The sequence below is a fragment of the Mycobacterium sp. E2462 genome (assembly GCF_001672685.1).
Taxonomy (GTDB): Bacteria; Actinomycetota; Actinomycetes; order Mycobacteriales; family Mycobacteriaceae; genus Mycobacterium.
Map to the genome: position 1 here is coordinate 16,115 of NZ_LZKC01000107.1, position 11,530 is coordinate 27,644.

Genomic DNA, 11,530 nt, shown 5'->3' on the forward strand with positions numbered 1-11,530 from the left:
GCGTCGTCATCGGTGTTCGACGGCCTCGACGACGCGACGGCTACATCGGTGGGGGCCGTCTCTCCAGGCGTGCGCGAGCGCCCGCAAAGTGTGCGTCAGACCGGCACCCTTGCGGCGCGAAGTCCTCTAGCCTCGGCGAATGTGACTGCAGCCCGGCCGACGTCGCGTCATGAGTGACCGGTTCGCCCTGCGCGATCTGAGCGTGGCGGTGCTGGCGGCGCCGATGGCCGGTGGCCCGTCCACGCCGGCTCTCGCGGCGGCGGTGACCGACAGCGGCGGGCTGGGCTTCCTCGCGGGCGGCCTCGTGACACCCGACGGCTTGTCCGACGCGATCGTGCAGACCCGCGACCTCACCGCGGGCCCGGTGGGCGTCAATCTCTTTGTGCCGCAACCGCGTGTCGCCGACGCCGACGAGCTCGCCCGCTTCGCGGCGCACCTGGCGCCGCTGGCGCGGGAGTGCGGGACCGAGTTGGGCGAACCGCGACACGACGACGACCATTGGGACGCCAAGCTGGACGTCGTCTGCGACCTGCGGCCCGAGGTGGTGTCCTTCACGTTCGGCCCGCCGGGCCGCGACACCTGCCGTCGGCTGCGCGAGCTGGGCATCGTGACCGTCGCCACCGTCACCACGGTGGCCGAGGCGTTGATCGCAGTGGGCGACGGGGTGGACGCGCTGGTGGTCCAGGGCCCCGCCGCGGGCGGCCACCGGGCGACCTACGACGCGCGGCAACCGCCCGCCGCCGACCCGCTTGACACCGTGGTGGCCGAACTGGTCGACCGCTTCGCATGCCCGGTCATCGCGGCGGGCGGCGTCGGCGACGCCGCGGACGTGCGCCGGCTGCGCAAGGCGGGCGCCGCCGCGGTGCAGGTGGGAACGGCGTTTTTGTTGGCGGACGAGGCGGGCACGAACCCTTTGTACCGCAGCGCTTTACGCGACCCCGAGTTCACCCGAACGGTGATCACCCGCGCCTTCACCGGACGCTACGCGCGCGCCCTGGCCAACCGGTTCGTCGAGACGTACGACGGTTACGCGGTGTGCGGCTTCCCGGAGATCGCGCGGATGACCGCGCCGCTGCAGGCCGCGTCGCTAAGGGCGGGGGATCCGCACGGCGTGGCCATGTGGGCCGGGTCGGGTTTTCGGGCCGCGACCGCGGGACCGGCCGGCGACATCGTGGGCGCGCTGAGGCCGTAGGCGTGCGCCCGGGTGTCGGCGACGGCCGCCCCGGGTATCCGATCGCCTGCTGCTCAACGGAAAGGACCGCGGTTGCGCGCCAGGACCCTCGTCACCAGCTGCGGGCTGCTCGCCGCGTGCGTGTTGGTGGCGTGCGGCCACCAGGCCGCGCCGTCGAGCCCGGGCTCGACGACCACCGGCCTGCTGCTGCCCGGCGTACCCACAGAAGGCAGCCGCCCGCCCGCCGCCGCCCTGCCGCCGGCGGCCGAACCGCAGAACGCCCCGCCACCGATCGCGGCCCCCGCGGGGCGCGTGCTCGCGGTGGGCCGAGGCGCCGAAGGCATCGCGGTGGACGCCGCGACCCGGACCGTCGCGGTCGCGACGCGTGACCCGGACGCCGTGGTGCTGATGGACGTGGCCAGCGGCGTCATCACCACCCGCGTCCCACTTCCCGGGACGGTGCGTCACCTGCAACTCGCCGGGCCCCGAGGCCCCCTGCTGGTTCCGGTCGAAAGCGCCAACGCTTTGCTGCGAATCGACTTGCCGCGCGGCGTAATACAGCCGCCGATCACCACGGGCAGCGCGCCGCACGACGCGGCGGCCGCAGCCAACGGCACGGTCTTCGTCGGCAACGAGCACGGCGGAACGGTTGCGGCGGTGCGCGGTGACCGGGTCGTCAAGATTTTCACCGACAGCGTGCAACCGGCGGGCGTGGCCGCAGTGGGCGACACGATGGGCGTGCTGGACGTGCGGAAGAACGACCTCACCCTCTACGACGCCGACCGGCTGACCATCGTGGGCGCCACACCCGCGGGCGCCGGGCCCACACACCTGGTGGCCGACCGGCACGGCCGCATGATCGCCGCGGACACCCGCGGCAACGCCGTCCGCGTCTTCACGCCCTTACCGGCGCCCCGCGAGGTCGCCGTCGTCGCGCAACCGGGGGCCCCCTACGGCATCGCCTACGACGCCACCCGGGATCGCCTGTGGGTGGCGTCGTCGGGCACCAACGAAGTGCTCGGTTACGACATGAGCGGTGCCGCACCCGTTGTGGTGCAAAGGTTTTCGACGGTGCGCGACGCCTACACGGTGGCCGTCGACGCCGCCACCGGCCGGCTCTTCGTCGCCGGCGCCGCCGACGGCGTCGTTCAGGTCATCGACCCGGCGGATTGAAGCGTCGCGTGCTGGGTAACCGGCAGGGCTATGCGCAACGAGGTCGCCGGCACCGGCGGGGGCGCCGTGAGCGCGGACGAGGTGGCCCGGCGGATGGAGTTCGTGCGACGCGGCGCCGGCACGCCGCTGCTGCTCATCCACGGACTCGGATCGAGTTGGCCCACCTGGGATTTGGTCGCACCGACGCTCGCGGCGCGCCGCGAGGTCATCGCCGTCGATCTGCCCGGCTTCGGCAGCAGCGCGCCGCTGCCCGGCGAGGTCAGCATCGCCTCGTTGACCGACGCCGTCGAAACGTTCATCGCCCATCACGGGTTGGGCGAGGTCGACGTCGTCGGCAGCTCGATGGGCGCGCGCATGGTGTTGGAGATGGCCCGCCGTGGGCACGCCGGCACCGTGGTCGCGCTGGACCCGGGTGGCTTCTGGACCGACCGTCAGGTGCGGGTCTTCGGCGCGACGGTCGGCGCCTCGATCGCGCTGGTGCGGCGCATCCAACCGGTAGTGCCGGCGCTCACCCGGACGGCGGCGGGGCGCACGGCGCTGCTGGTGCAGTTCTCGGCCAAGCCGTGGCGATTGCCGCCGCGCCTGGTGCTCGAGGAACTGCGCAGCTTCGGCCGGGCCTCGAGCCTCGACGCCGCATTGCGCGCCCTGGTGCACGGACCCAAACAACTCGGCGCCGCCGCCGGATCCCTGAACGGCAAGGTGGTGATCGGCTGGGGCCGCAACGACAGGGTCACCACGCCGAGCCAGGCGATGCGCGCCTGGGAGGCGTTCCCCGACGCGAGGTTGCACTGGTTCGACGAGTGCGGGCACTTCCCGCACTGGGATCAGCCGGAGGCGGCCGCGCGCCTGATCCTGGCCTCGGTGTAGCGCGGCGCCGGCGACACGCAAACACAACCACTTGTATTGCGACGGCTTGTCGGGCCCCAGAGGTAGTGTCGGTGTACTGAAAAGCCGTCCGGTTGAAGTGGGGTTCTGGTGACCGAAAACATGAAGCTGATTGACCGCGTTTCGGCGATCAACTGGAACCGTCTCCAGGACGACAAGGACGCCGAGGTCTGGGAGCGGCTGACCGGCAACTTCTGGCTGCCGGAGAAGGTGCCGGTGTCCAACGACCTGCCGTCGTGGGGCACCCTGACCGCCCACGAGAAGCAGCTCACCATGCGGGTGTTCACCGGGCTCACGTTGCTCGACACCATCCAGGGGACGGTGGGCGCGGTCAGCCTGATTCCCGACGCGCTGACCCCGCACGAGGAGGCGGTGTACACCAACATCGCCTTCATGGAGTCGGTGCACGCGCGCAGCTACAGCAACATCTTTTCGACGCTGTGCTCGACCGCCGAGATCGACGACGCCTTCCGCTGGTCGGAGGAAAATCCGAACTTGCAACGCAAGGCCGAGATCGTCATGCAGTACTACAAGGGCGACGAACCGCTCAAGCGGAAGGTGGCTTCGACGCTGCTGGAGAGCTTCCTGTTCTACTCGGGGTTCTACCTGCCGATGTACTGGTCGAGCCGCGCCAAGCTGACCAACACCGCCGACATGATCCGGCTGATCATCCGCGACGAGGCGGTGCACGGCTACTACATCGGCTACAAGTACCAGCGCGGGCTGGCCCTGGTCGACGAGGTCAAGCGCGCCGAGCTCAAGGACTACACCTACGAGCTGCTCTTCGAGCTCTACGACAACGAGGTCGAATACACCCAAGACCTCTACGACGAGGTGGGGCTGACCGAGGACGTCAAGAAGTTCCTGCGTTACAACGCCAACAAGGCGTTGATGAACCTCGGCTACGAGGCGCTGTTCCCGCGCGACGAGACCGATGTGAACCCGGCGATCCTGTCGGCACTGTCGCCCAACGCCGACGAGAACCACGACTTCTTCTCCGGCTCGGGCTCGAGCTACGTGATAGGCAAAGCCGTCGTCACCGAGGACGAGGACTGGGACTTCTAAACAAAGCCTCGCCGCCCGGTTCGGTTCTCGCAGCAAAGATTTCGTCGCACTTGACGAGAATTCTCCGCCCCCCTTTGGCACACTGAGTCCGCACGACGCGTCGGGCCGGCGCCCCCCTCCGCGCCCGGCCGAGTCGCTCACACCTCCGCAGACGACCCATGGCACGGGGAGCTGATGCATGAAGACGATCCTGATCACCGGCGCGACGTCCGGTGTGGGGCTGGAATGCGCTGCGCAACTGGCGACCGGGAGTCGTCACCTCGTTCTGGTCGGCCGCAATCCGGACAAGCTATGCCGCGCCAAGGCGCGCGTCACCGAGCGCGGCGCCGGCCGCGTCGACACGCTGGTCTGCGACTTCACGTCGTTGGATGCGGTGCGGGCGCTGGCCGACGAGGTGCTCGCCCGCTACGACCGGCTCGACGTGCTCATCAACAACGCCGGTACCGTCTATGCCCGCCGCACGGAGACGCTCGACGGCCACGAGGCCACCTTCGCCGTCAATCATCTGGCCGGCTATCTGCTGACCCAGCGGCTCAAGGACCTGCTGATCGCCAGTGCGCCGTCACGGATCGTGCTCACCGCCTCCATCGGGCATTACGGCGGCACCATGGACTTCGACGACCTCCATTACCGCCGCGGCTACAGCATCCTGAAGGCCTATTCGCGGTCCAAGCTGGCCAACGTGCTCTACGCGCGCAGCCTCGGTCGTGAGCTGAGCGGCACGGGCGTGACGGTCAACGCGGTGCACCCCGGCCAGGTCAGGAGCAACATCTGGGATGGCGCGCCGTGGTACACCAAGCCGGCGCTCGCCGTCCTCAAGCGATTCATGATGATCACCGCCGAGGAGGGCGGCCGCCGGCTCAGTTATGTCGCCGACGACCCGAGCCTGGACGGCGTCACCGAGCAGTACTTCGAGAACAACTGCGTCAAGCAGCCCTCCGCATTGGCAACGGATACCCTTGTCGCCGAACGACTTCGGGAAGTCAGCGACCGGCTCATCGGCCTGGGCCGCGGCGTCAACGCCTGACCGATCCGGCCCGGCGGCGTCGGCCGGCGCGACTCGACCGCGTGGGTCAGCGGCCCAGCCCGCCCAGCGCATTCGGCCCGAGGCCGGCGCCCGGCAGGGACGGCAGGCCCGGGCCGGCGCCCGGCAGCGACGGCAGGCCCGAGCCGACGAGCCCTTGCACCGGGAACGGCATGTTGCCGTTGGCCAGCGACGTCATCACGCCGGGGCATTCCATCTGTATCGCCATGCTGGTGACCAACCCGGCCATGCCCGGCGAAAGTCCTCTGGTACCAGCCACTTGCGAGGTGATGGACGCCAGCGTGGCGCCGGGCTTGACCAGCGAGGGGCAGATCGACCGGCCGATGCCGGCGAGGGCGTTGCTGAGCGAGCCGTTACTGCCGGCGCCGGTCAGCGCCGTGGTGATCGAGTCGGTGGGGGAATCGGCGTGCGCGACGGCGGGCAACGCCGCGCCCGCCGCGGCGACGCCCGCCGCGAACGCCAAGGGGCGAAGGAGCGCCGCGGCCGCACCGAGGAGACCGGAAGTCGGGGAGACCGGTGCCGCCGGCCGGCGCAGCGTCTGTCCAGGCCACGGGCGGTTCCTCAGTGCGGGCATGCAGTGCTCCTCGAGCGTTGGGGGAAGTGTGCTGTCGTGCAACTCTTTTCATTTCGGCGAAGGTCACCGGTTCGTTACAGCCCGGTCTCGGCCGGGCCCGCGACCTGGTCAGAGCGCCAATGCACCGGCTGCTGAGCGGTGTATGAACTGCGCGTGAATTGTCGGTGTGGCGGGACGGCCCGCTAGCGCGGTAGCTGCCGCAGCCCTGACACTGTTGGGGTGACGAACACTGCCGCACACACGAGCAAGTTCCTCCACTCGGTTCTTCGCTGGCTGCGCGCCGGCTACCCCGAGGGTGTCCCGGGCCCGGACCGCGTGCCGCTGCTGGCGCTGCTGCGCAGCACCCCGCTGACCGAAGAGCAGATCGCCGAGGTGGTGCGCAACATCACCGATCACGAGGGGTCCCCGGAGACGATCGATCACCCCATCGATCGCGACGAGATCGCACACTTCATCTCCGACATGACCCACTACGACGCCGGGCCGGAGAACGTCATCCGGGTGGCCGCCACGCTGGCCTCGGTCGGGTGGCCGCTGGCCGGCATCGACGTCAGCGAGGTCATCCCGGGCGACGAATGGGGCGAGGCCGCAGAGCTTGCCGCCCGCGGCCCCGCCCCCGAAGAAGCGTCGCTGTAGCTCTCGCTACAGCTTGGAGATGTCGATCACGAAGCGGTAGCGCACGTCGCTGGCCAGCATCCGCTCGTAGGCCTCGTTGATGTAGTCGGGCTCGATGAGCTCGATCTCCGGGGTCACGTCGTGCTCGGCGCAGAAGTCCAGCATCTCCTGCGTCTCGGCGATGCCACCGATGTTCGACCCGGACAGGCTGCGCCGCGCCAGCGCCAGCGGGAACGCCGGCACCTCCATCGGGTGCTCGGGGATGCCCAGCTCCACCAGCGTGCCGTCGACGTCGAGCAGGCCCAGGTAGTCACCGAGCGGCAGGTTCGCCGAGACCGTGTTCAGGATCAGGTCGAAGCTGCCGCGCAACTTCTTGAAGGTGTCCGGGTCGGACGTGGCGTAGTAGTGCTTGGCGCCCAGCCGCAGCCCGTCCTCCATCTTCTTCAGCGACTGCGACAGCACCGTCACCTCGGCGCCCAGCGCCGCGCCCAGCTTGACGCCCATGTGTCCCAAACCGCCCAGGCCGATGATCCCGAGCCGGGTGCCTTCGCCGGCGTTCCAGTGCCGCAGCGGGGAGAACAGGGTGACGCCGGCGCACAACAGCGGCGCCGCCTTGTCCAGCGGGATCGAGTCCGGGATGCGCACCACGTAGTTCTCGTCGACGACGATCGCCTGGCTGTAGCCGCCCTGCGTCGACTTGCCGTCCTTGCCGATCGAGTTGTAGGTGAAGGTCGCGCCGCGCTTGCAGTACTGCTCGAGCCCGGCCTTACAGCTGCTGCATTCGCGGCAGGAGTCCACCATGCAGCCGACGCCGACGTGGTCGCCGACCTTGTACTTGGTGACGTCCGAGCCGACCTCGGTGACGACGCCGGCGATCTCATGGCCGGCGACCACCGGGTAGTTGGGCTGGCCCCATTCGGCCTTGACCGTGTGGATGTCGGAGTGGCAGATGCCGGCGAACTTGATGTCGATTGCTACGTCATGCGGGCCCGGGTCGCGCCGCTCGATGGTCGTCTTGGTCAGCGGTTCGGTCGCCGACGTCGCGGCGTACGCCGAAACAGTTCTCATGAATGTTCCTCTTCGATGTGGTGACGTCGTTCGAATAAGTTTAGCTAAGGTAAAAGTCCCACGACCAGTCGTCGGGTACCCCTACCAGCCTAGGACGATGTGTGATCTGCGGCGCTAGTTGATCGGGGCGTTGATCAGCCGCAGGTCGTCGACGACACCGCGGGCGGCGATGACACCCTCGCCGGTTTGCCAGATTTCGTCGTTGACGACGTAGACCCGGTTGTCCCGATTGGCGGACAGCCTGCGCCAGGGGTTGCTGTCCAGCACCCCGGCGGCCCGGGCGGCTGCGGCCGGGGTGGCGCACGAGACGAAGACCACGTCGGCGTCGGCCACCGACAGATCCGGGTTCTTCGCGAGGTCGGCGTCGGCGGCGGCGATCTCGAGGTAGGGCTTGTCGGTGAACCGCTGGGCCGCGGGGCGGTCCACGCCGACCGCGCCCAGCACGCTGGCCGGGAAGTTGTTGGTTCCGTAGACGCGGATGGCGGTGTCGGTCAACTGCACGACGGACGCCTGGAAGTGCGAGGCGTCGTGCCGGGCGCCGACATCGGCGGCGCGTTGCGAGAACCCGTTGAGCAACGCGTCCACGGCGCCGGCCCGCCCGGTTGCGGCGCCGACCCCGCGCATGTCGTCTTGCCACGCCGCGCCGGGGGCGGCGGTGAACACCGTCGGGGCGATCGCGGCGAGCTGCGGGTACAGCGTGGGCGTCAGCGCCGCCGACCCCAGGATCAGGTCCGGGTGCGCCGCCGCGATGGCTTTGACGTCGGGGTTGGAGCGGCTGCCCGCGGCGGGCAGCCCGCGCACCGCACCGCCGAGGTAGGCGGGCTGCCCCGACGCGCCGTCGGGCAGCGCCGCCGCGACGACCCGCGACTGCAGGCCCAGGGCGCACAGTGTGTCGAGCTGGTCGCCGGAGAGCACCGCGATGCGCTGCGGGTCCGACCGCACCTGCACGACGTCCGGGGTCACCCCCGCCGCGTTGCGGGCCGGCCGGGTTGGCGGGCCGGGGTCGGGCGCTGCGGCGTCCCGGGCGCACGAGTCGTCCGGGCGGCGGTCGTTGCCCAGCACCCCGGCTCCTGCGATCTGCGTGGTGGGCGTGACCAGCGCGGGCGTCGTCGCCGCGACGCCGGGCTTGCCGGTCCCGCAGCCGCTGCAGGCGGCGACGACCGCCGCCGTCGCCGCGGTGGCCGCCCACAGCCGGGCCGGCCGAATGACGCCGAATCGCACGCGTCCGACGCTAACATCCGGGCAGGTCGGCGCCGCCGCGCCGACGGACACGCCGCGCCGTCGTCGCATTTACGACAGTTTGTAGGACCAGCCCTGACGTCGTCGGGATCGGCGGCTAAGATTCTTCTCAGCACTGAATTTGGGCCACCGTCCCGTCCGGATGTTTGGAGAAGCTGTTGACAGCCGAAGCGCCCCCCTTGGGAGAACTCGAGGCCGTTCGTCCGTTCCCGGACCGCACGGGCCCCAAAGGGAACCTGGTCTACAAACTCATCACCACCACCGATCACAAGCTGATCGGCATCATGTACTGCGTCACCTGCTTCGTCTTCTTCTTCATCGGCGGGTTGATGGCGCTGCTGATGCGCACGGAGTTGGCCGCGCCCGGGCTGCAGTTCCTGTCCAACGAGCAGTACAACCAGCTGTTCACCATGCACGGCACGATCATGCTGCTGCTGTACGCCACCCCGGTGGTGTTCGGTTTCGCCAACCTGGTGCTCCCGCTGCAGATCGGCGCCCCGGACGTGGCGTTCCCGCGGCTGAACGCCTTCTCGTTCTGGCTGTTCCTGTTCGGCGGCATGATCGCCTCCGCCGGATTCATCGTCCCCGGTGGCGCCGCGGACTTCGGCTGGACCGCCTACACGCCGCTGTCCGACGCGGTCCACTCGCCCGGCGCGGGCGGTGACCTGTGGATCACCGGCCTGATCGTCGCCGGTCTGGGCACCATCCTGGGCGCCGTCAACATGATCACCACCGTGGTCTGCATGCGGGCGCCCGGCATGACGATGTTCCGGATGCCCATCTTCACCTGGAACATCCTGGTGACCTCGATCCTGGTGCTGATCGCCTTCCCGATCCTGACCGCGGCGCTGTTCGGCCTGGCCGCCGACCGGCACCTCGGCGCGCACGTCTACGACGCCGCCAACGGTGGTGTCCTGTTGTGGCAGCACCTGTTCTGGTTCTTCGGCCACCCCGAGGTGTACATCATCGCGTTGCCGTTCTTCGGCATCGTCACCGAGATCTTCCCGGTGTTCTCCCGCAAGCCGATCTTCGGCTACACCACGCTGGTGTACGCGACGCTGTCGATCGCCGCGCTGTCGGTCGCGGTGTGGGCGCACCACATGTTCGCCACCGGCGCCGTGCTGCTGCCGTTCTTCTCGTTCATGACCTACCTGATCGCGGTGCCCACCGGCATCAAATTCTTCAACTGGATCGGCACGATGTGGAAGGGGCAGTTGACCTTCGAGACGCCGATGCTGTTCTCGGTCGGGTTCCTCATCACGTTCCTGCTCGGCGGCCTGACGGGCGTGCTGCTGGCCAGCCCGCCGCTGGACTTCCACGTCACCGACAGCTACTTCGTGGTGGCGCACTTCCACTACGTGCTGTTCGGCACCATCGTGTTCGCCACCTACGCCGGCATCTACTTCTGGTTCCCGAAGATGACCGGGCGGCTGCTCGACGAGCGGCTGGGCAAGCTGCACTTCTGGCTGACCTTCATCGGCTTCCACACCACCTTCCTGGTGCAGCACTGGCTGGGCGACCTCGGCATGCCGCGCCGCTACGCCGACTACCTGCCCAGCGACGGCTTCCAGCCCTACAACATCGTCTCGACCGTCGGTGCCTTCATTCTGGGCGCGTCGATGTTCCCGTTCGTGTGGAACGTGTTCAAGAGCTGGCGCTACGGCGAGGTCGTGACCGTCGACGACCCGTGGGGTTACGGCAACTCGCTGGAGTGGGCGACGAGTTGCCCGCCGCCGCGGCACAACTTCACCGAGCTGCCCCGGATCCGTTCCGAGCGGCCGGCGTTCGAGCTGCACTACCCGCACATGGTGGACCGGATGCGTGCCGAGGCGCACGTGGGCCGGCACGCCACGGCTCTCGAGTCGCCGAAGGGATTCGGCCCCCGGACCGAGCCGGACCGCGCGACTCATGACCAGTAGCGGCGGCTGCCGCGGGTGAACTCCCCGCAGAAGGTGTCGGTGCTCATCACCGTCACCGGCGTGGACCAGCCTGGCGTGACGTCGGCGCTCTTCGACGCGCTGTCCGGGCACGGAATCGAGCTCCTCAACGTCGAGCAGGTGGTCATCCGCGGTCGCCTGACGCTGGGGGTGCTGCTGTGCTGCCCGCCGGCCGTCGCCGAGAGCATCGTGCTCGGTGACGCCGTCGAGGACGCGATCCATGCGGTGGGGCTCGACGTCACGATCGAACGCAGCGACGACGTGCCGGTGATCCGGCAGCCGTCGACGCACACCATTTTCGTGCTGGGCCGCCCGATCGCCGCCGGCGCGTTCGGTGCGGTCGCCCGCGAGGTGGCGGCGCTGGGCGTGAACATCGACCTGATCCGCGGCGTCTCGGACTACCCGGTGACCGGCCTGGAGCTGCGGGTCTCGGTGCCGCCGGGCGCCGACGCGGCCCTGCGCACCGCGCTGAACACGGTGTCGTCCAACGAGGGCGTCGACGTGGCCGTCGAGGATTACAGCCTGGAGCGGCGGGCCAAGCGGCTCATCGTGTTCGACGTGGATTCGACCCTGGTGCAGGGCGAGGTCATCGAGATGCTCGCGGCGCGGGCCGGTGCCGAGGGACAGGTCGCGGCGATCACCGAGGCGGCCATGCGCGGCGAGCTGGACTTCGCGGAGTCGCTGCACCAGCGGGTGGCGACGCTGGCGGGACTGCCCGCCAGCGTGGTCGACGAGGTGGCCGAGCAGCTGGAGCTGAT

The 11,530-nt window shown here is 69.5% G+C and carries 11 protein-coding genes; 8 read left to right on the forward strand and 3 right to left on the reverse strand.

The window, feature by feature from the left end:
- Positions 1-169: 169 nt before the first annotated feature.
- The 5 genes from A5714_RS05115 (at position 170) to A5714_RS05135 (ending at position 5,321) form a co-directional block, all read left to right on the forward strand.
- Positions 170-1,192: a nitronate monooxygenase gene (locus A5714_RS05115; RefSeq protein ID WP_068283400.1), complete on the forward strand. Its 1,023-nt coding sequence runs from the start codon at positions 170-172 to the stop codon at positions 1,190-1,192.
- 72 nt (positions 1,193-1,264) lie between these two features.
- Positions 1,265-2,344 (forward strand): hypothetical protein, encoded by a 1,080-nt coding sequence (locus A5714_RS05120; protein WP_068283403.1) that lies wholly within the window; start codon positions 1,265-1,267, stop codon positions 2,342-2,344.
- A 30-nt stretch (positions 2,345-2,374) separates the two neighbouring features.
- On the forward strand, positions 2,375-3,211 hold the full coding sequence (locus tag A5714_RS05125; protein ID WP_231975777.1) for an alpha/beta fold hydrolase: 837 nt from the start codon (positions 2,375-2,377) through the stop codon (positions 3,209-3,211).
- 108 nt (positions 3,212-3,319) lie between these two features.
- A complete protein-coding gene (nrdF, locus tag A5714_RS05130) occupies positions 3,320-4,294 on the forward strand; it encodes a class 1b ribonucleoside-diphosphate reductase subunit beta (RefSeq protein WP_197502809.1) in 975 nt (324 codons plus the stop codon).
- A gap of 178 nt (positions 4,295-4,472) precedes the next feature.
- Positions 4,473-5,321 carry an SDR family oxidoreductase gene (locus A5714_RS05135; RefSeq protein WP_068283406.1) on the forward strand — a complete coding sequence of 283 codons (849 nt, stop codon included), beginning with the start codon at positions 4,473-4,475 and terminating at the stop codon, positions 5,319-5,321.
- A 46-nt stretch (positions 5,322-5,367) separates the two neighbouring features.
- On the opposite strand, the gene A5714_RS05140 is transcribed toward A5714_RS05135, so the two are convergent.
- Positions 5,368-5,913: a DUF732 domain-containing protein gene (locus A5714_RS05140; protein ID WP_082959574.1), complete on the reverse strand. Its 546-nt coding sequence runs from the start codon at positions 5,911-5,913 to the stop codon at positions 5,368-5,370.
- Positions 5,914-6,132: 219 nt separating this feature from the next.
- Here A5714_RS05140 and A5714_RS05145 point away from each other — a divergent pair, with 219 nt between their 5' ends.
- Entirely contained in the window at positions 6,133-6,549 is a 417-nt protein-coding gene (locus A5714_RS05145) for a DUF3349 domain-containing protein (RefSeq protein ID WP_068069420.1), read from the forward strand.
- A gap of 6 nt (positions 6,550-6,555) precedes the next feature.
- Here A5714_RS05145 and A5714_RS05150 read toward each other — a convergent pair whose 3' ends face one another.
- Complete coding sequence (locus tag A5714_RS05150; protein ID WP_068069423.1) at positions 6,556-7,596, reverse strand: NAD(P)-dependent alcohol dehydrogenase; 1,041 nt, start codon at positions 7,594-7,596, stop codon at positions 6,556-6,558.
- Positions 7,597-7,710: 114 nt separating this feature from the next.
- Positions 7,711-8,817 carry an iron-siderophore ABC transporter substrate-binding protein gene (locus A5714_RS05155; RefSeq protein WP_068283410.1) on the reverse strand — a complete coding sequence of 369 codons (1,107 nt, stop codon included), beginning with the start codon at positions 8,815-8,817 and terminating at the stop codon, positions 7,711-7,713.
- 176 nt (positions 8,818-8,993) lie between these two features.
- Between A5714_RS05155 and ctaD the strand changes: the two genes are divergently transcribed.
- Together ctaD and A5714_RS05165 are read left to right on the forward strand one after the other, a co-directional pair.
- The gene (gene ctaD, locus A5714_RS05160) at positions 8,994-10,754 is read left to right on the forward strand and encodes a cytochrome c oxidase subunit I (RefSeq protein WP_068069482.1); all 1,761 of its coding nucleotides are present in this window, start codon (positions 8,994-8,996) and stop codon (positions 10,752-10,754) included.
- Positions 10,755-10,769: 15 nt separating this feature from the next.
- Positions 10,770-11,530: ACT domain-containing protein (locus A5714_RS05165; protein WP_304528503.1), on the forward strand; the 761-nt coding region annotated here is incomplete at its 3' end.

Bases quoted from the DNA above. Each gene is read 5' to 3' on its own strand.
- A5714_RS05125 (WP_231975777.1), top strand. From the start codon at position 2,375: ATGCGCAACGAGGTCGCCGGCACCGGCGGGGGCGCCGTGAGCGCGGAC.
- A5714_RS05140 (WP_082959574.1), bottom strand. From the start codon at position 5,913: ATGCCCGCACTGAGGAACCGCCCGTGGCCTGGACAGACGCTGCGCCGG.
- A5714_RS05135 (WP_068283406.1), top strand. From the start codon at position 4,473: ATGAAGACGATCCTGATCACCGGCGCGACGTCCGGTGTGGGGCTGGAA.
- A5714_RS05115 (WP_068283400.1), top strand. From the start codon at position 170: ATGAGTGACCGGTTCGCCCTGCGCGATCTGAGCGTGGCGGTGCTGGCG.
- A5714_RS05150 (WP_068069423.1), bottom strand. From the start codon at position 7,596: ATGAGAACTGTTTCGGCGTACGCCGCGACGTCGGCGACCGAACCGCTG.